This window comes from Roseibium sediminis (assembly GCF_008711325.1).
In the GTDB taxonomy this organism is placed as follows: domain Bacteria; phylum Pseudomonadota; class Alphaproteobacteria; order Rhizobiales; family Stappiaceae; genus Roseibium; species Roseibium sediminis.
Genome location: NZ_VXDB01000001.1, coordinates 23815 through 43046 on the forward strand (window position 1 = coordinate 23815; position 19232 = coordinate 43046).

Sequence of the window (19232 nt, forward strand, 5' to 3'; positions counted from 1 at the left end):
TGAAAAGCCGCTCCGAAAGGAGCGGCTATTTTTTGTCCATCCATAAGACGTGAAGAACCGTCAGTCCCGCCGAGAGGTCTCCGACCTGGAGAACATTCCGCGCCAGACACCATCCTTCAGGACAACCGCGTGATACAGGGCACCCGCAATGTGGCCTAAAAGAAGAAAAGCCAGCAACTCCACCAGCAGCTTGTGCTTGTCCAGCAACCAATAAGTAAGCTGACTTGTTGGATGAGAGACCAGATTGTACGGCGATATCAGGACGTATAGCTCTTCCCACCGGCCATCCAGGGCGCGTGCGATCCAGGGAAGACAGGGGACCAAAAAGGCCAGGACCAGAAGAAACACATGATAAGCACCGAGCGCTGTCGGCATCTTCATCCGTATCCCGGACCTTAGGCTGCGCGCCAACACGAGACAGCCCCACGTGACGACAAGACAAATGCAGAAAACGCCCGCAAGCCGGTGAATGTTAAAGAGAGTATCCCGCAAGCGGATAGGCATTTGCACATCGAAGTTGAAAGCAATTCCACCTGCTGCAAATGCAAGTGTCATAGTCGCGATCAACATGAGATGAAGGTATCGGATGGCCGGTGTGCGGCCATCCGAAGCGTTCCTGAACAGCATTGATGCCTTACTGCGTTTTCAAAAACTCGATCACGGCCTTGCGGTCCTCGGCCTTCTTCACACCAGCCGGAAACACCTTGCCCATCTTGTTTCCCGGAATGAAGTTCGGGACATCCAAAAGATGCGCGTCGAGAGTTTCTGCATTCCAGACAACATCCGAATCCAGCATTGCCTGAGAATACTTGTAGCCCTCGGCACCTCCCGCCTTGCGTCCGAATAGACCGGCAAGGGATGGACCGGTTCTGTGCTTTCCGGCTTCCAGGGAGTGGCACGCTTTGCAGCGGCGAAACACCTTTTCCCCCTGCTTCAAGACTGCTTCGTCAATACCGCTGTCAGCCATAGCCTTTTCTTCCGCCTTGGCGGGAGTAACTTCCGCTTTGGGGGCAAACTTGCTCACTTCATCGCCCAGGACAGGATAGCCATAAACATACGTCCAGTCGGCATCTTGAACCGGGACATGGCAGCCCAGGCAGTCAGACTTGTAATCCGAGGCAACCTGCTTGGTCCGGTCCTTGCCTTCATACATGGCCCAACCCCAACCTTCACCCCAGAGAGCGTTATCTGGGAACCGGTTCTGCGTGTCCTTCACCATGATGAACCACACAGCCACATCCTGCGCCCAGAAAGCTTCGCCTGTCGTGTGCGTGGATCCGCGCGCACCGCGCACTTCCTTGATCATCATCGCCCCGTCAGGGAACTCGTGATTTTTCTGATAGTATTCAACGACATCGCGCGGCGCGTAAACATTGTGCAAGCCGCTGGCCTTTTCACCTTCCAGAACCGCCCAGCTGCCCATGTGGACCCACTCGAGCAGAAAATTCTCGGGAAGTGCGATGTTGCCCTTATCGTCTACATACTTTCCATAAGCAGATACGATGTCGGCCTGCGCACCCTGAATGGCGGCCACCAACAAGGCAGCCGAAAGTAAGAGTTGCCCGCCGATTGAGCGTAGGGATTTCATTGAAGGGTCCTTTCCCAGTTGCATCATCAGAAATAAAAGGGCCTCCGCAGCCGAATTTTGTATTCGACAGCGGAAGCCTGCACATCTCAAAGGATGTTCGAACGCTTAGTTCGGCAACGGAGTGAGGATCGGCTTGTAGAGATCCACATAGACCATGTCTTCATCTGCGTTATCGATGTGACACTGGGCGCAAGCTTCTTTCGGAGCAGCCGGAGCACTGGCCTTGTAGGGGGGAGCATGGTGACCGAAGTTGAAATAGCCCCAGCCGTTGGAGTCAGCAAACCGCTTGGTGTCCTTGACGGCTACGTCCATGCCGTTGACTGCACCCGGGAAATAGCCACGACCAGAAACCTCATAGCGAGAACCGTCTTCCTCTTCGCCCGGATGATCAGTAAGCTGCAGCTCCTTGAGCATCATGGTGCCTTCCGGCCACTTTCCAGTCGCCCGGTAGGCGTGGAAGGCATCCGGCTGAACGTACACATTGTGATATTCGGGGAAACCGGCGGCTCCACCATTCAATGCGTTCGGCGTGAAAGGAGAACCAATGAAAACCCAAGTATGTCTGAAACCTTTTGGACGGATCAACTCGCCTTTTTCGTTCCACTCAGGTATAATGGATACACCATAGTTGTTTTTTGCTTCTTCGGCCTGAACGGTCTTTGTCGACAGTGCAGCACCACCTGTGACAATTACGGCCATTGCAGCAGCAGCCATTAGCGCGTATTTCATCTACGTTATCTCCAGATTTGACACTGGCAAAAATCTAGAGGGTGGCAGCCTTCATATGAAATTGATTTGCTTTATGGTTTTCATAAGTCGAAGTAAATTATTGAAATAACAAAAACAAAAGGCGTTCATTAAGTTCATTATTGAAATTGAAACCAAGGGATGATGCATATATATTGAGATGAAGTAAGAAACCTTCTCACTGGCTAGTTTTTTGCGACCAAATCGAGCGGAGCAAGAACCCCGTTGACCAAACTGCTGATGGACACAGTAAAACGGATTGCTCGCGAAACGAGTGACGTTTACGCAGAGCACGACTCCCGGATGGCTGCCCTACTGACGCAGATCAACCAGAGCGAAAGACGCATTCCGGCTGGAGAACGCGCGCCTGACTTCCTGCTTCCCAACACCCAAGGCAAACTGGTCAACCTGGCATCGCTGATGGGAGAGAACGGCCTTATTATTCTCTTCATGCGCGGACTGTGGTGCCCGTATTGCAATGCCCAGCTAACCGCTTTTCGCGAAAATCGGAAGGCCATTCTAGAAAAGGGCCTCAATGTCGTAATCATCACCCCAGAGGTAAACGGCAGGGCAGCAGAAACGAAGACAGCTCTCGACCTGCCGTTTGAAGTTCTCTGCGACGCGGACAGCATCACCTGTCTGGAATATGGCTGCCTGTTTCGCATACCGAATATCGATCAGGACTTTTTCAGATCTCTCGACATTGATCTTGGTCAGTACTACGGGAATGATGCCTGGTTCCTGCCACTTGCGACCACATTCCTGATTGGCCCGGATCACATCGTAAAACAGTCATTCAGCGAAAACGATCAAAGATGGCGGACCGGACCGGAAGTTGTCCTTGATAGCTTCGGCGTCTGAACAACGGTTAGCCTGCTATTATGGTGCGGAGCATTTGAACGCCCAGCAACCTTGAGCAAGCCGCGCAGGACTCACCCTCTTTCGTTCGGCGGATAGCTCCGGGCCCGGAGCTGACGACTCAAGGCCAGCAACGCACCTGATGACGGTTTGCCCCGCAACTCCGCCAAACCCATCGTGCGCGTAGGCAGGGCTTCTTCCAGCTTTCTCGTAACAACACCGTCCAGAATTTGCTCGCGGTCGCCTACAAGCGCAATTCCCAATTCCGCCAGAACCATCATCTGGGCATCTGCCGACTTCTTGGCCCAATGTTGCTGGGAAACATTGATCCCGTTTTTTGACGCCAAGGTGATGAACTCGGTATGAAGATCGGATTCTTTCAGGCAAATGCACGGCACATCGTCCAATTTGCTCATCGGCACAGTTTCCATCTGCGCCAGTTCCCAATCTTCCTTGATCGCCAGACGCATCTGCTCTGTATAGAGCGACATGAACCGGAAGTGTTTTTCCTCTGCCGCCATCTGCTCGACGATTATGAGGTCGAGATGCCCGTCCAGCGTCATTTCAACCAGATGATCATCGGACCCGACAATAATATGCAACTCCAGACCGGGTATACTGCGATTTATCTCCGATACCGGCTTCAACAAATACACAAGGTTGAAAGTATCACTTACCCCTACGCGAACCGGCGTTCGGTCTCCGCGACTAAGATCATCGGCGATCATTCTGGCCGCCTGACTGCTCTCGTAGACCTGCTCAAGAAATGGCAGGATCATCTGTCCGAGATGCGTCAAGTGCGTCCGATTTCTCTGCCGAAGGAGAAGCGGTCCACCCAACTCCTCTTCGAGTTTTTTGATCGACTGGGTCAATGTCGGTTGGGTCACCCGACATTCTTCCGCAGCTCGCGTAAAATTGAGTGTACGAGACAGAGCCAGGAAGTATCTTATTTGTCTTAGTTCCATACGACCAACCTCGAGCGCACGATCTGCGTCAGGGGGAAATACCCCCAGTCGAGCGTGCTATCTAATTGTTGTTTTGCCCCAAATCACCCTGGATAGTTTTTTCCTATCATAAAGTACTATAGATGAAATCTATTATTTACCCATATGATCTCCTATACAACTTTAGGTAAACTTGTAATATAGACCCGCAACAAACCTAGCGTAAAATTTCAGTATAGATTTATCTTAGTATCAAGCATGGTCAGAAGCGGATCTCGCATCTTGCAGCTTGGGAATACTTGAGTGCCGAAAGACTTCCAAACCGCTTTGGCTTCCTGCACTCACAGCAGCCTCCTGACTTCACGTTTCCGTGAATTTCAGTTTTAATTATTAATTTCCTGAACATTTTGAATAGGTTTGAAGCTCTTTCAAATCAAACATGCCCAATTTAATGTAGCGGCAAGTACGTTTTTGATCGAAGCAAGGCACTTAGAGCAAGAACTGCAGGCGACGAAGGTTTTCCACGCAATTCTGCAAGCCCAATTGTTCTGGCAGGCATTTCATCAGAAATTGAAAGGCTCCTGGCTCCGTCAGGCAGGCGCTCACGATTGCCGACAAAGGTATACCCAAGGCCCGCCTGCACCATAACCAGAGCCTCAAAGAGGCGCTGGACCCAATGTCCCTGCACCAGCCTGTAACCTGACTTAGACGCCGAGCTGACAATATCCTGAAAGACCTGTGAATCGCGCATTCCGATACAAGGCAACGCGTGCAGGTCGGCAAACGAAACCTGATCGCCAATTCCGGCAATTGGCAACCTGCCGCTCACAGCAACCTTGATGGTTTCCGTGTAAAGCGGAGAAAACCTGAAATGCGTTTCATCCGCAGCGCCCCTGCTGATAATCGCCAGATCGATTTGTCCATTGAATGCCAGTTCTGCGAGCTTGCTGTCATTCTCCGTGAGAACGTGAAGTTCCAGTCCGGCAAAGGAAGCGTTCAGTTCCCGCATCGGCTCGCCCAGCAAGTCGATGTCGAACGCATCACACACGCCCAGTCGCACGGGCATACGCCCACCCTTGCTGATATCATCGGCCAGCATCGTTGCAGCGATACTGCTGTCAAACACCGCCTGCAAATAAGGCAATACGGTTTGGCCAAGATGTGTCAGATGGGTGCGGTTTCGCTGGCGAAGCAACAAGGCCCCGCCCAATTCCTCTTCAAGTTTCTTGATGGACTGCGTCAAGGTTGGCTGTGTGACATTGCATTCTTCGGCAGCCCGCGTGAAGTTCAGAGTTCGCGACAGCGCGAGAAAATACCGAATTTGCCGCAGTTCCATTCAACACTCCCGTCAGGTCGCTAAGCTCACGTTAGCGCCGACAACATGACGCAACATATTAAGGCAGGTGAAATAGGCGCTTTAGACTTTCGTCGCAAATAAACAAATTATTTCAAGAATACACACGAATTGGTTAATTCATGCATTAAATTGAAAGTCCTCATTGAAAATATAGCGAGACGTTCGGGAGTTTTATTTTTGAGCATCGCTAGATATTACATATTTATACTTCTATAAGCTGAGTCAATGGAATCCAGAGGGAGTCAACTCCGGTAAATACGTAAGTCACAAGGATTTGAATTTCCGTGATTAACCATGCAAAAGACCGCAGCTGACCGCGAATTTTCAAAGAGACGTACAGCGAGTTTTGATTATTGTCGTAAGCGGCTAGAGTTGCCCGACAGCAGAAAACAAACGACCTTGGAAACAGGCTCGAAGTGACGACAGAACAGAAGAAATACACCGCTCCGGCACTTGAGAAAGGGCTGGACATAATCGAGCTCCTGTCATCCGAAGACGTTGGCCTGAGCCTCTCCGATATTGCCCGGTCGCTCAACAGATCTGTCAGTGAAATCTTCCGAATGCTCGCAGTTCTGGAGCAACGGGGATATGTCGCCCAGGACATCACGTCGGGCCGATACGTTCTAACCACTTACCTGTTTGAAATTGCCCATCGCCTGCCGATCGTCAGAAGACTGACGTCCATTGCAGGGCCCCGCATGGCGATGCTTGCCCGTGAAATCCGCCAATCGATCCATCTGGGCATCATCACGAACAACGAGGTTCTTGTCGTCGGGCAGACAGACAGTCCCTCAAATAACGTCCTGAGTGTCCGTCTGGGAGCCAAGATCCCGCTTTGGTCCGCCTCCAGCGGACGGGTGATCATGGCTTTTCTCCCGCCGGATGAAATTGACCGCATTTTCAGCGAGGCTCCACTTCCGGAAGGAACCACTCGGGAGGAGCTGGAGAAGGATCTCGCAAAGATCAGGGCTGAAGGCTACGAGGTTCGAGACAGCTTCATGGTCCGCGGCATCGTCAACATTTCCGCTCCGGTGCTCGATCACTCCGGTGTCGCCATTGCAGCGTTAACAGTGCCGCATATCGAGCGAATTGGCGAGGAAATCGAGTTTCAGACCTGTGTCGACCGCCTGAGGGAAACAGCACGCGACCTGAGCATCGGGCTTGGGGCGGGCAACAACGCCCCAGCCAACTAGCGCATTCCACGCATTCACTGAAACGCCCGACGTGCTCTAAATATCTGATTTATAGCGTTTCTGACGACGAACCGGCATACCCTTCGCTTGCAACCGCTCCAGCAAGAAGCCATCAGTCTAGAACCAGAGGCACGCCCGGCTGCTCCATCGATTTGAAGCACGCCTCGACAAGCGCCATGGTTTCATAGGCGTCCTCAGTCGAGGCATAGAGCGCACTGTCTTCACCAGCGTCATATCGCTGGACATTGCGCATGGTGCCCATGAAGGCATCAATGAACCAGCTCCCTTCAAGAGCGATTTGCTGCCAGCTCCCGCCGTTCTCGCAAAACCACAGTTCGTCAGCCTCGCCATTCGGATAGTCGTAGCAGACGCCGAGCTTCACCATCATCGTCCCCCTCGTTCCCTCAAAACGGAACCACGCCGACTGGTGTTCGCGGCCATGCTGATGGTTGTGATTGATGGACAGAACACCTCGTAATCGATCTCCGTAATCGAGGATGATCGATGTCCGGGTCTGGGCGAAGTCGCTGGCTCTTGGGTCACGCAGAGACCGGGCAAACACGCCTTGCGGGTTCCCGGCAATGGCCCGGATCGTATCGAGATAGTGGATGGAATGCACGGCAATCTCGACACGTTTCATGGGAATGAGAAACGGAAAAATCTGCCATGGTGTGTAGATGTTCAAATGAACCTCGATATCGAGCAGATCACCAAGCAAGCCCCGCGTAACCGCGTCCTTTACGGCCAGCATCATCGGCGAGAACCGCAGCTGGAAATTGATGGCGGACTTCAGTGATTTCTCTCGGCATAGGCGCCGGATTTCCCGCGCATCCTCCTGATCCGACCCCATTGGCTTTTGAATGAGCACAGCCGCTCCATCGGGCAATTGCGGCAAGAGGTTCCGGATTACATGTGGAGGGGTCGCGATGTCATAGACCACACTCGTCCCGTTTGCGGCTACGGCAGCCGCGAGATCAGGATAAGCGGTCAGATCATGTGTTGATGCCAGCTGCATCCGCCGCTCCTCATTGGGATCGACGACACCCAGGATCGGCAATCCCGCTTTCCTGTAAGCCGGGATATGGGCATCCAGAATAATCCCGCCCGCACCGATGAACACGATTGGTTTCGGATGGGTCGGCGCTGGCCAGGACTGCTTCAGTTCGAAGGTCATTTGCTCCCGCCTTTCATCTCGACGATCAGAATGTGCTCAACATACATCACCGTCTCCCCGTTCTGGTTCGTCACCTCCTTGGCCTCGATCACCTTGCCAAAGCCGGGTCGTTTCGCATCGGCTGACTTTTCCCTGATCGTCACCGTGGTGCGAATGGTATCGCCTGCGTGCACCGGACGCGGAAATCTCAGCCGCTCGTAGCCATAGGTCATGGCTCTCGGATTTATCTCAGTCGCTGTCAGCCCGATCCCGATCGTAAACGTCATGGTCCCATGGGCAATAGGGCGCTTGAACGGCTGTGTCTTGCAGAATTCCACGTCGACATGATGAGGGAAGTAGTCCCCGCTATGACCGGCATGAAGCACGATATCCGCATCGGTGATCGTGCGCCCGAAGGTGCGTCGCTGCGCTCCGATTTCATAATCCTCGAAAAACTGCTCACGCTCCATTCCAACCTCCCCAGCAGACAATTGATATTTTCATTTATAAAAAACATTTTGACATACAAAAAGCAATGCGATTATTGTCGAGGCAACAAGTGACGCAGGGAGAAGTGGGAGCATGGCCGAGATTGGAGTACATCCGCGTTCTTTGCCCGGTTTGCCGGAAGAGCACGCCGCCATCCCCGCATGGAATTCCGAAGACTGGTATTTTGAGGATTTCAAGGTTGGCGACCGCATTCGGTCAGTGCGCCGAACCATCTCCGAAGGCGAGTCGATGCTGTTCAACTCGCTGGTCATGGATCACCACCCCTATGTGTCCGACGAGAGATTTGCCGCCGAGGAAGGGGTCTTTGGAAAACGGCTTGTCGCCGGCGCAATGGTTTTTTCCTACGGTCTGGGGCTGGTCGCGACCAACTGCCTGAACTCGTTTTCCTATGGCTATGACCGGCTCCGGTTCATCAAGCCCGTCTTCATCGGCGACACGATCTACACCATTCGCGAAAACCTCTCGAAGGTCGTCCATAACGAGACCATGGGAAAGCTTCGGGTCTCCTATTCGGTCTTCAAGGGAGAAGGAGAACAGGTCCTCTACGCCGAGCATCTGCTGACGGCCCTCTATCGTGAACCCTCGGCTTTCCGCGAGGAAGTCGAGCTTCTGCGCAAGGCAAAAGCCGATGCCTGAAATTCATCTGAAAGGCATGACCTGGGACCATAGTCGCGGCTACGACCCGATGGTCGCGACCTCCGCCGCATTCGCAAAACAGTATCCAGGCGTCAGCATCAGCTGGGAGAAACGCTCTCTTCAGGCATTCGCAGACCGGCCAGTCGAAGAGATGGCCAACCAGTATGACCTGATGGTCATAGACCACCCGCATGTGGGAGAAGTGGCCCGCAATGGCTTGCTCTTGCCTCTCAACGATCAGGGGCGTGACAACGATCTTGCCGTTCTGGCCGAACAATCGGTGGGCGGCTCCCACCAATCTTACGAATTCGACGGCCAGCAATGGGCGCTTGCCATTGATGCAGCAACCCCGGTCGCAGCCTTCAGACCCGACAGGCTGGATCACCCCCCAGCCAATTGGAGCGAAGTTGTGGAACTGGCGCAGGAAGGGTGCGTCGGCTTTGCCCTCATTCCCATCAACGCCCTGATGACCTGGTTTGGTCTGGCGCGGAGCCTCGGACATTCGATCGCGGAAGGTGACAGCCTCATTGATCCTGATGCAGCAACGCATGTCCTTGAGTTGATGTGCGAAATCACGGCCCTGATGAACCCCAGATGCCTCACGCTGGATCCGATTGGGATCTATGAATGGATGGGCCGATCTGTTGATGCTCCCCACTATTCTCCCTTCGGCTACGGGTACACGAACTACAGCCGACAGGGATATTGCCGCTTTCCCCTCACCTTTACGGACGCACCGGGCATCAAGAACAACGGCCCGCGTGGAACTGTCCTCGGAGGCACTGGCATCGCCATTTCCGCAGCAACCAAGCACCCCGAGGTTGCCCTAAACTATGCCTTCTGGATCGCGAGTTCAGAGTGCCAGAAGGCTCTTTTTTTCCAGAGCGGAGGGCAACCCGCCAACGCTGCGGCATGGGATGATGAGCATTGCAATCTGGCCTCGCGGAATTTCTTCAAAAACACACGCCGGACATTGGACACATCGTGGATCCGACCCCGATATGACGGCTACATGCGTTTTCAGGAAACAGGCGGCAACATCGTTCATGCCTGCCTGCGCGGTGAGAGCAGCGTCAAGGCGACGGCCGACAAGCTTCAGGCAGCTTATGAGGAGAGCCTGTCATGATCTCCTTGCCGCAATCAGAACGCCCGCTTGACGGCCTGCTCGTGCTCGATTTCAGCCAATTCCTCTCCGGCCCTCTTGCCACGCTGAAGTTGGCTGATCTCGGGGCTCGGGTGATCAAGGTTGAGCGCCCTGGCACAGGCGATCTCTGCCGCCAGCTGTATTTGTCTGACGTGGATATCGACGGTGCCAACTCACTGTTTCACGCCATCAATCGCAACAAGGAAAGCATTACCGCTGATCTCCGAAACCCGGATGACCGCAAACTGCTGGAAGCCCTGATCGCCAGGGCAGACGTTATGGTCCAGAACTTCCGGCCGGGCGTGATCGAACGGCAGGGTTTGGGTTATGACGCGGTATCAGCCATCAACCCGCGAATTATCTACGGGTCCATCTCCGGGTATGGCGAAGACGGTGAATGGGCTCCGCTTCCCGGACAAGACCTGCTTGCCCAGGCGCGTTCAGGCCTCCTCTGGCTCACAGGCAGCGACAACGACCCACCCATGCCGATGGGCCTTGCCGTGGCGGACATGCTGGCAGGCAACGCACTGGCACAGGGCATTCTTGCTGCTCTGGTTGGACGCGGAATACACGGCAAGGGCGCCAAGGTTGAGACCAGTCTTCTGGAAGCCATGGTCGACTTTCAGTTTGAAGTGCTCACCACCTACCTGAATGACGGCCATCGCCGTCCCAAGCGCAGCGCCGTTAACGGCGCGCATGCCTATCTGGGAGCGCCCTACGGTGTTTACCCCACAAAGGACGGGTTTCTCGCCCTCGCCATGACGCCCTCGCTGCAGCGGCTTGCCGGGCTTCTTGAGGTTGAGGGGTTGGAGCCGTTTTTCAACGACAAGACAGCGCTGATGCGCGAGCGGGACACTATCAAGACTGAAATTGGCAGATCGCTCGCCCGGCGCACGACAGCAGACTGGCTGGCGATCCTGCAGCCGGCCGACATCTGGTGTTCGGAAGTGCTCGACTGGCCCGGCCTCATGGCAAGCGAAGCCTGGTCGCATCTCGGTCTTGAGCAAACCATCCGCCGCAACGGCAACGTTGAACTTAAATCCGTTCGCGGGCCGATCCGACTGAACGGGCAAGGCCTGTCTTCGGAACGGGCAGCCCCGGATCTGGGCGCTGATCTTGAGAGGATCAAGCAAGAGCTTCTGCCGGGCATTTGACCTGCGCAGCATGAGCGGGCCGAGCGGATTGTGGAGCCATCCGCCAACCGGCCTGAAATGAATTGGGAGGAGATTATGAGGAAGTCATTCGCGTTTCTGGCATCGGCTGCAATATTGCCCCTGATGCTGACGGGCATAGCCAATGCCACCGACTACGGCAAATTTGACGGCTATACACTGCGTGTGAAGCTGATCGGCGGCGCTCAATACGAGCCGCTTTATGCGGAAATTGCAAAATGGGAGACCGCGACCGGAGCCAAGGTCGAGATCCTCTCCCGCAAGAACCATTTCGAACTGGATCGCGAGATCAAGCAGGATATTGCAGCTGGCACCCTCGACTGGTGCGTTGGCTCAAACCACACAAGCTTCGCCCCCCAATACGGCACGATCTATCGCGATCTCAACGGAGTAATCCCGGCGGAAACCCTTGCCGGCTTTGATGCACTTGCCATCAAGAACTCCACGGTGGACGGCAGGCTGGTCCAGCTGCCGCGCCATTCCGACATTTCGAACCTCTTCTACAAGAAATCGCTGTTTGAGGATCAGGCCAACAAGGATGGCTTCAAGTCCGAGTTCGGCTATGAGCTGGCACCGCCGGAAACCTGGGATCAGGTGAAGGATCAGGCCATGTTCTTCGCCGATGCGCCGAATTTCTACGGCACCCAATATGTCGGCAAGGACGAGGCGATCACAGGCCGCTTCTATGAAATGCTGGTTGCAAATGGCGGAGCATTGTTTGACGAGGACTGGAACCCGACTTTCAACTCCGAAGCCGGTGTGATGACCGTCCAGTGGTTCAAGGACCTTTATGATGCCAAGGCAGTTCCGGCTGGTGTCCTGAATTATCTCTGGGACGACACCGGCCTTGGCTTCGCGTCTGGAACCGTTGCGCTCAATCTGGACTGGGCCGGTTGGGCCTCCTTCTTCAACGATCCGGCGAACTCCAAGGTAGCAGGCGATATCGGTCTCGTTCGCGCTCCCAAAGGCGCTGGCGGCAAGCGCACCGGCTGGTCGGGCAGCCACAGTTTCTCGATCACCGAAACCTGCGACAATGTCGACGCAGCAGCGTCCTTCGTTACCTTCCTGACTGATCACGACCAGCAGATGGTCGAAGCCCGCAAGGGTCTTCTGCCCACCCGCACACAGGTCTGGACGGACGCCAAGAAGGAATTCGCCGATGCAGGCAATGACTTCCTCGTCACCGTGTTCGACACCTACAAGGTCTCGATGTCGGAAGATGCCTTCACACCGCCGCTGATCGAACCGTGGATTGAAGTTTCAAACGAGATCTGGCCGCGTTTGCAGGCCGCAATCCTCGGCGAGATGGAAATCAAGGCCGCGCTCGATGAAGCTGCCGAAGCCACCCGCACAATCATGGAAGACGCAGGTTACCTCTGATTGTCCTCCCAAGGGGGCGGCCGCTTCTGCGTCTGTGGCCGTCCCACCCCATTTCTAGCGTTCGACGGAGCTGACATGCGCTGGCGCGCCGAAAAACACACGCCTTATCTGCTGCTAAGTCCGGCGATCCTGACGATCCTGTTTGTCGTGGCCGTGCCACTGGTGTTTTCCCTTTACACCAGCCTGACACCCTACCGGCTGACAAAGCCGGACAGCATCAACCAGTTCATAGGTCTGCGGAACTACGAACGTCTTCTGGACGACACCAAATTCTGGTGGGCGTTCGGGCGAACGATCCTGTTCCTGACCATCGCTTTGAACCTTGAGTTCCTGCTCGGTCTTGGCATTGCACTCTTGATCAACCGCATCACCTGGGGCCAGCGTACACTGCGCACCATCATGATGTTCCCGATGATGTTCTCCCCGATCCTTGTCGGGTTCCAGTTCAAGTTCATCTTCAACGACAACATCGGCATCCTGAACAACGCGCTTCAGTCGCTCGGACTGACGGATGGCGCCATTCCCTGGCTGGTGGAACGTGACCTTGCCATGTTCTCCATCATCTTCGCCGAAGTATGGATGAGCACGTCGGTTTTCGCGATCCTGTTGCTGGCAGGCCTGTTTGCCATGCCGAAGGATCCTCTTGAGGCGGCAAAGGTCGACGGCTGCACGCCGTGGCAGGTGTTCCGCCACATCACCCTGCCCTTCATCATGCCCTTCGCCTATATCGCAATGACAATCCGCTCGCTCGATGTTGCCCGCGCCTATGACATTGTAGATGTCATGACCGGAGGTGGCCCGGCGGGGCGCACGGAACTGCTTTGGACGCTCATCGCCCGCGTTGGATACGACAATGCCAAGATGGGGCAGGCCAATGCCATGGCCTATGTCTCTACGATCCTGTCCATCCTGTTCACCTGGTACTTCTTCACCAAGCTGGTTGCCGCTCGCCGGTACATGGGAGGGGCTGCATGACAAGTCTCCACAAAAGGCAGGTGAAAGCGGTTCTCACATGGATCGCAACCTTCATCCTGATGATCGTCATGTGCGTTCCCGGCCTCTGGGTGGTCCTCTCGGGCTTTCGGCCAAATCGCGAAATCCTCGCAAAGCCCCCGGTCTGGATCCCCGAAGACCTCACGCTGGACAACTTCGCCGCCATTTTTGGCCTGTCGGACGCGCAGGTCGCGATCCCGGTGATCGACTATTTCGCCAACTCCATGATCATCGCGGTCACATCGACCGCCATTGCGCTGCTTGTCGGAATGTCCGGTGGCTATGCCTTCGCCCGGTTCCGCTTTGGCGGCAAGAACGCGCTGTTTCTGGGGCTCATGCTGTCGCGAGCAGTTCCGGGTATCGCGCTGTCCCTGCCCGTCTTCATCATCTGGAGCCACCTTGGATTGATCGATGCCCCCATGGGTCTGATCATCGTCTATGTCGCGTTGAACGTGCCCTTCACAATCTGGCTGATCGACGGCTTCTTCAGGCAGATCCCGAAGGAACTCAGCGAAGCCGCGCAGGTCGACGGCTGCACGAGATGGCAGGCCTTCTGGAAGATAGAATTTCCACTGGCCAGGTCAGGGATTGCCTCTGCCGGGGTATTCGCCTTCCTCACCTCCTGGAACGAATATGCCCTCGCCTCTCAGCTGACCCGCTCGACCGACAGCAAGACTTTGCCGGTCGGACTGATGGACTTCACCGCCCAATTCACCATCGACTGGGCCGGGATGTGCGCCATGGCGGTCATCATCATCATTCCAGCCCTCATCCTGACCTTCCTTGTTCAGAAACATCTGATTGCCGGACTGACCTTCGGTGGCGTGAAAGGATAAGAAATTGGGAAACATCACACTCAACAAGGTCGTCAAGGCTTACGGAAAACTGGAAGTCGTCCACGGGATCGATCTGGACATCGCCCATAACGAGTTCGTTGTCCTTGTCGGCCCTTCCGGCTGCGGAAAATCCACCACCTTGCGCATGATCGCGGGCCTTGAGGACATTTCGGGCGGCGAGATCCACATCGCCAATGAGCTGGTCAACGACTTGCCCCCGCGCAAGCGGAATATCTCCATGGTGTTCCAGAACTACGCGCTCTACCCCCACATGTCGGTGCGCGAGAATTTGGGCTTCGGGCTCAAGATCGCAAAACAGCCGCAAAACGTCATCGACCAACGTGTCAACGAGGCAGCTGAAATCCTTGGCCTTTCCAGTTTGATGGAGCGCACCCCGGCCGAACTTTCCGGTGGCCAGCGTCAGCGGGTGGCGATGGGCCGGGCCATTGTCCGCCACCCGGAGGCTTTCCTGTTCGACGAGCCTCTTTCCAATCTCGATGCGAAACTCCGCGTCCAGATGCGGACAGAAATCAAGAAGCTGCATCAGAAGGTGAAAACCACGGTCGTCTATGTCACCCACGATCAGGTGGAGGCCATGACACTGGCCGACCGGATTGTGGTCATGAAGGACGGCTATATCGAACAGGTCGGTACGCCGATGGAAGTGTTCAATCACCCGGTCAACACCTTCGTTGCCTCCTTCATCGGCTCACCGCCCATGAACCTGTTGCCCGCCTTGATCGTCAGTGGAGCTATATGGTTTGACGAAAACACATCAATTCCGGTTCCTTCTCGCCTTGCTCCCCATGTCACCGAGGGACAGGAAGTCATTTTCGGACTAAGGCCGGACGATCTGACACCGGAAGGTCACGGCATCCATGACAGTGGCGAGGGCACGTTTCTGGAGCTCAAGATCGACCTTGCAGAACTGCTGGGCACCGAGACCGTACTCTACACGCAAATTGCCGGGTCCGAGGTTCAGGGCAAGATGTTCGTGCCACGCGACGTTACTCCGGGCGAAGTGCTCAAGTTTCGAATTGCGCTTGAAAAAACCCATCTGTTCGACGCGAAAACGAAGAAGTCGGTGAGGATCAGCTGATGGCACGGATCGTTGCAGTTGAAATCTTGATGATCGACTTGCCGCCCAAGGTCCAAAGGGTTGATGCGATCCAGTCCTTCGTCAGTCAGGAAACCCCCATGGTCCGTATCACGGATGCGGACGGGCATGTGGGTACGGGGTACTCCTACACGATCGGAACCGGTGGGCCCGCGATCGTCAGCTTGCTGAAGGAAACCCTCGCGCCAAAGCTCCTTGGGCGCGATGCGGAAGAAATTAACGGCATCTGGCACGACCTCCTCTTTACCACCCACGCAACGGCGGTCGGAGCCATCACCTCCCTGGCCCTTGCGACGATCGACACCGCGCTTTGGGATCTGCGCTGCCGCCGTGCCGGACTACCGCTCTGGAAACTGGCAGGTGGCGTGAAGAAGAGTGTACCGCTCTACTCAACGGAAGGCGGTTGGCTGCACCTGTCCACCGAAGCACTTGTAGCCGATGCAATTGCCATGAAATCCAGGGGTTTTTCCGGATCAAAATTCAAGATCGGGAAACCGTCACTCGCGGAAGATCGCACCCGCATTCGGGCCGTTCGCGAGGCGGTCGGGGACGACTATCTGATCCTTGTCGACGCCAATCAGGCGTTCAGTCTGGCCGAAGCGCGCAGGCGTGCCGCCATGTTGGCCGAGTTTGATGTCTTCTGGTTCGAAGAACCCATGCCTGCCGATGACGTTGGAGCCCACCGCGAACTGGCAAGCGCCTCAGAAGTACCGATTGCCGTTGGCGAGAGCATGTATTCCCTGTCCCAGTTCAAGGACTATCTGGTGCAGAATGCGGCCTCCGTTGTTCAGGCAGATGTCGCGCGTGTCGGCGGGATAACTCCGTGGCTCAAAATCGCGCATCTGGCCGAAAGCTTCAACGTGCCCATCTGCCCGCACTTCCTCATGGAACTGCACGTCAGTCTGGTTTGTGCCGTACCCAATGCCCCTTTGCTGGAATACATCCCGCAGCTGGACGATGTCACCAAATCCCCGATGAAGATCGAAGACGGCAAGGCGATTGCGCCTGATGAGTCGGGACTCGGCATTGACTGGGACTGGTCCGTGATCAACAGCCGCATCGTCGAGGGCACCAACCACATCCTGAAAGCGGAGGCATGACATGCAGCGCATGGGCATGGTGATCGGCCTGAACGCCGAAAAGGTGGCGGAATACAAGGAGCTGCATGCCAATGTCTGGCCGCAGATCCTTGCTATGATTTCCGCCTGCAACATCACCAACTATTCGATTTTCCTGAAGGAGCCGGAAAACCTACTCTTCGGCTATTGGGAATATACCGGCACGGATTTTGACGCAGACGCCGCCAAGATGGCTGCCGACCCCGAAACCCGACGCTGGTGGGATGTCTGCATGCCTTGCCAAAAACCGCTGGACACCCGAAAGGATGGCGAGTGGTGGTCCATGATGGAAGAGGTCTTCCATCATGACTGATCAAAGGCTCGAACACTTTCAGACCTGCTACACCAGCGTGATCCACGACGTCATGCGCGCCATGGGGCAGCGCAATTTCACCCTGCCGCCCCGGATCACGCCTCTTCAGCCGGAGGTGATCCTGTGCGGCCCGGCATGGACCATTGAGGGCCGTGTTGACGAGACAGCGGACGCGCACGAAACGCTGCTCGCCTGGACAGGCCTGCTTTCAAAGGCAAAACCCGGACATGTCTGGACCTGCCAGCCACACACCCATGACATTGCACAGATGGGCGAATTGTCTGCCGAAACCCTTCACCGCAAAGGAGTGCTCGGCTGTGTCATCGACGGGGCATTGCGCGACACAAACTTCATCTTGAAACTGGGATTGCCCTGCCGGGGAACACACAACACCCCGCGCGATATCGTCGGCTACTGGCTGCCCACGGCAACAGAAGTCGACATCATGATCGGCGAAGTCCTGATCCGACCCGGCGACTGGCTACACGGCGACCGCGACGGGATGGTCTGTATCCGTAAGGAAATCCTCGACGAGGTTCTGGACAAGTCCCTCGCCGCAATGGCGACGGAAAGCAGGGTTCGGCGGGCCATTCTGGACGGTATGGACCCGCAGGAAGCTTATCTCAAATTCGGCAAATTCTAGGATAACCCCAATTGAACGACACTGATCCGCGACTACTGCTCTTGCATCCGGATGACAATGTTCTGGTGCTTCGGGCCGCAATCCAGCTCGGGGAAACCATTCGCATCGAGGGTGTCTCAATCGATTTCACCCGGAACATCTCGATGGGGCACAAACTGGCGCGTCGCAACCTCAAGACAGGGGACAAGGTGATCAAATACGGCGCTCCAATTGGCTCTGCGTCTCGCGACATCCAACTTGGCGACCATGTTCATCTTCTCAATCTGAAGAGCGATTACACCCCCACCCATTCGCTGGACGCAGATGCCGTCGAATTTTCCGGGAGTAGCAAGCCATGAACCAGCTGACAGGGTATGAACGGGCTGACGGTCGCAAGGGCATTCGCAACGTCGTTGCTGTCGCTTATCTGGTGGAGTGCGCCCATCACGTTGCGCGCGAGATCGCCTGGCCGTACCGGGACGACGCTCATGTCATCGGCTTTCCGGGCTGTTTTCCGAATGACTATGCCCAGCGCATGATGGAGCGCCTTTGCACGCATCCCAATGTTGGTGCTGTCCTTCTTGTCTCCCTGGGCTGCGAAAGCTTCAATCGCTTCAAGTTGGAAGCCGTAATTCGCGAAAGCGGACGGGACGTTGAAACGCTGGTGATCCAGAAGAACGGCGGTACGGCCAGTACAATCCGCAAAGGTCAGCAATGGGTTGAACAGGCAACCGAACGGTTGGACGCAACACCCTGCGTCCCGATGGATATCAGCGAACTGGTCATCGGCACTGTTTGCGGCGGGTCCGACGGGACCAGCGGACTATCTGGCAATCCCGCAGTCGGTCGTGCCTTCGACCGTTTCGTGTCGGAAGGGGCAAGTTGCATCTTTGAAGAAACCGGCGAACTGATCGGCTGCGAAAACATCATGGCAGCCCGTGCGGTGACACCGGAATTGGCCACAGAACTCAAGGCCTCCGTTGAAAAGGCCGCGCGCTATTATGCCACTTTGGGCTACGGCAGTTTTGCTGCCGGTAACGCCGATGGCGGGCTGACGACCATCGAGGAAAAATCGATGGGCGCCTATGCGAAGTCAGGCAATTCAAAAATCTCCGGCCTGATCAAGCCTGGCGACATTCCCCCGCAGGGCGGCCTTTATCTGCTGGATGTGGTGCCCGATGGCGAGGTTCGGTTCGGCTTTCCCAACATATCCGACAACGCCGAGATCGTGGAAATGATGGCATGTGGAGCGCATATGACATTTTTTGTCACCGGGAGGGGCTCTGTTGTCGGAAGTGCCCTTGCGCCAGTTATCAAGATTGCCGCTAATCCGGATATGTTCGCGCAGCTTGAGGGCGACATGGACGTGAATGCCGGGAGGATCATCGAGGGAACCGCCTCGCTGGACGAGATCGGCGATGAGATTCACGACCTTGCCCTTCGTGTTGCCTGTGGCGAGCAAACGAAATCCGAAGCGCTGGGGCATCAGGAATTCATCCTGACCTACAAGAGCTTCGAACCGATAGGACCGGCCTGTCTGCCGGTCTAGGC

21 protein-coding genes are annotated in these 19232 nt (G+C 55.6%); 14 read left to right on the top strand and 7 right to left on the bottom strand.

The window, feature by feature from the left end:
* Positions 1-60: 60 nt before the first annotated feature.
* The 3 genes from F0155_RS00075 to F0155_RS00085 all read right to left on the bottom strand — a co-directional run bounded on the left by F0155_RS00075 (position 61) and on the right by F0155_RS00085 (position 2317).
* Positions 61-627 (bottom strand): cytochrome b/b6 domain-containing protein, encoded by a 567-nt coding sequence (locus F0155_RS00075; protein ID WP_150522430.1) that lies wholly within the window; start codon positions 625-627, stop codon positions 61-63.
* Between the two features lie 7 nt (positions 628-634).
* The gene (locus tag F0155_RS00080; RefSeq protein WP_150522431.1) at positions 635-1588 is read right to left on the bottom strand and encodes a cytochrome P460 family protein; all 954 of its coding nucleotides are present in this window, start codon (positions 1586-1588) and stop codon (positions 635-637) included.
* 105 nt (positions 1589-1693) lie between these two features.
* The gene (locus tag F0155_RS00085; RefSeq protein ID WP_150522432.1) at positions 1694-2317 is read right to left on the bottom strand and encodes a cytochrome P460 family protein; all 624 of its coding nucleotides are present in this window, start codon (positions 2315-2317) and stop codon (positions 1694-1696) included.
* 243 nt (positions 2318-2560) lie between these two features.
* Here F0155_RS00085 and F0155_RS00090 point away from each other — a divergent pair, with 243 nt between their 5' ends.
* Entirely contained in the window at positions 2561-3196 is a 636-nt protein-coding gene (locus F0155_RS00090) for a peroxiredoxin-like family protein (RefSeq protein WP_150522433.1), read from the top strand.
* Between the two features lie 71 nt (positions 3197-3267).
* Here F0155_RS00090 and F0155_RS00095 read toward each other — a convergent pair whose 3' ends face one another.
* Together F0155_RS00095 and F0155_RS00100 are read right to left on the bottom strand one after the other, a co-directional pair.
* Complete coding sequence (locus F0155_RS00095; RefSeq protein WP_150522434.1) at positions 3268-4158, bottom strand: LysR family transcriptional regulator; 891 nt, start codon at positions 4156-4158, stop codon at positions 3268-3270.
* Positions 4159-4585: 427 nt separating this feature from the next.
* Positions 4586-5473, bottom strand: coding sequence for a LysR family transcriptional regulator (locus tag F0155_RS00100; protein WP_150522435.1), 888 nt, complete (start codon positions 5471-5473; stop codon positions 4586-4588).
* 437 nt (positions 5474-5910) lie between these two features.
* Between F0155_RS00100 and F0155_RS00105 the strand changes: the two genes are divergently transcribed.
* The gene (locus tag F0155_RS00105; protein ID WP_150522436.1) at positions 5911-6687 is read left to right on the top strand and encodes an IclR family transcriptional regulator; all 777 of its coding nucleotides are present in this window, start codon (positions 5911-5913) and stop codon (positions 6685-6687) included.
* 112 nt (positions 6688-6799) lie between these two features.
* On the opposite strand, the gene F0155_RS00110 is transcribed toward F0155_RS00105, so the two are convergent.
* Positions 6800-7861, bottom strand: coding sequence for a Gfo/Idh/MocA family protein (locus tag F0155_RS00110; protein ID WP_150522437.1), 1062 nt, complete (start codon positions 7859-7861; stop codon positions 6800-6802).
* Entirely contained in the window at positions 7858-8310 is a 453-nt protein-coding gene (locus F0155_RS00115; protein WP_150522438.1) for a MaoC family dehydratase, read from the bottom strand. The genes F0155_RS00110 and F0155_RS00115 overlap by 4 nt, the downstream gene beginning before the upstream one ends.
* 112 nt (positions 8311-8422) lie before the next feature.
* Here F0155_RS00115 and F0155_RS00120 point away from each other — a divergent pair, with 112 nt between their 5' ends.
* The 12 genes from F0155_RS00120 (at position 8423) to F0155_RS00175 (ending at position 19230) form a co-directional block, all read left to right on the top strand.
* Positions 8423-8986, top strand: coding sequence for a MaoC family dehydratase (locus F0155_RS00120; RefSeq protein WP_150522439.1), 564 nt, complete (start codon positions 8423-8425; stop codon positions 8984-8986).
* Entirely contained in the window at positions 8979-10112 is a 1134-nt protein-coding gene (locus F0155_RS00125) for an ABC transporter substrate-binding protein (protein WP_150522440.1), read from the top strand. Before F0155_RS00120 ends, F0155_RS00125 begins: the two co-directional genes overlap by 8 nt.
* Positions 10109-11284: a CaiB/BaiF CoA transferase family protein gene (locus tag F0155_RS00130; protein ID WP_150522441.1), complete on the top strand. Its 1176-nt coding sequence runs from the start codon at positions 10109-10111 to the stop codon at positions 11282-11284. Before F0155_RS00125 ends, F0155_RS00130 begins: the two co-directional genes overlap by 4 nt.
* A gap of 75 nt (positions 11285-11359) precedes the next feature.
* Positions 11360-12682: an ABC transporter substrate-binding protein gene (locus F0155_RS00135; RefSeq protein WP_150522442.1), complete on the top strand. Its 1323-nt coding sequence runs from the start codon at positions 11360-11362 to the stop codon at positions 12680-12682.
* 75 nt (positions 12683-12757) lie between these two features.
* Positions 12758-13657 carry a carbohydrate ABC transporter permease gene (locus F0155_RS00140; RefSeq protein ID WP_150522443.1) on the top strand — a complete coding sequence of 300 codons (900 nt, stop codon included), beginning with the start codon at positions 12758-12760 and terminating at the stop codon, positions 13655-13657.
* The gene (locus tag F0155_RS00145) at positions 13654-14511 is read left to right on the top strand and encodes a carbohydrate ABC transporter permease (protein WP_150522444.1); all 858 of its coding nucleotides are present in this window, start codon (positions 13654-13656) and stop codon (positions 14509-14511) included. Before F0155_RS00140 ends, F0155_RS00145 begins: the two co-directional genes overlap by 4 nt.
* 4 nt (positions 14512-14515) lie before the next feature.
* Positions 14516-15610, top strand: coding sequence for an ABC transporter ATP-binding protein (locus F0155_RS00150; protein WP_150522445.1), 1095 nt, complete (start codon positions 14516-14518; stop codon positions 15608-15610).
* Positions 15610-16728, top strand: coding sequence for a mandelate racemase/muconate lactonizing enzyme family protein (locus tag F0155_RS00155; protein WP_150522446.1), 1119 nt, complete (start codon positions 15610-15612; stop codon positions 16726-16728). The genes F0155_RS00150 and F0155_RS00155 overlap by 1 nt, the downstream gene beginning before the upstream one ends.
* Before the next feature lies 1 nt (position 16729).
* Positions 16730-17059: an L-rhamnose mutarotase gene (locus F0155_RS00160; RefSeq protein WP_150522447.1), complete on the top strand. Its 330-nt coding sequence runs from the start codon at positions 16730-16732 to the stop codon at positions 17057-17059.
* A complete protein-coding gene (locus F0155_RS00165) occupies positions 17052-17702 on the top strand; it encodes an RraA family protein (RefSeq protein WP_150522448.1) in 651 nt (216 codons plus the stop codon). Before F0155_RS00160 ends, F0155_RS00165 begins: the two co-directional genes overlap by 8 nt.
* A gap of 11 nt (positions 17703-17713) precedes the next feature.
* A complete protein-coding gene (locus tag F0155_RS00170; protein WP_150522449.1) occupies positions 17714-18040 on the top strand; it encodes a UxaA family hydrolase in 327 nt (108 codons plus the stop codon).
* On the top strand, positions 18037-19230 hold the full coding sequence (locus tag F0155_RS00175) for a UxaA family hydrolase (RefSeq protein WP_150522450.1): 1194 nt from the start codon (positions 18037-18039) through the stop codon (positions 19228-19230). The genes F0155_RS00170 and F0155_RS00175 overlap by 4 nt, the downstream gene beginning before the upstream one ends.
* Positions 19231-19232: the final 2 nt, after the last annotated feature.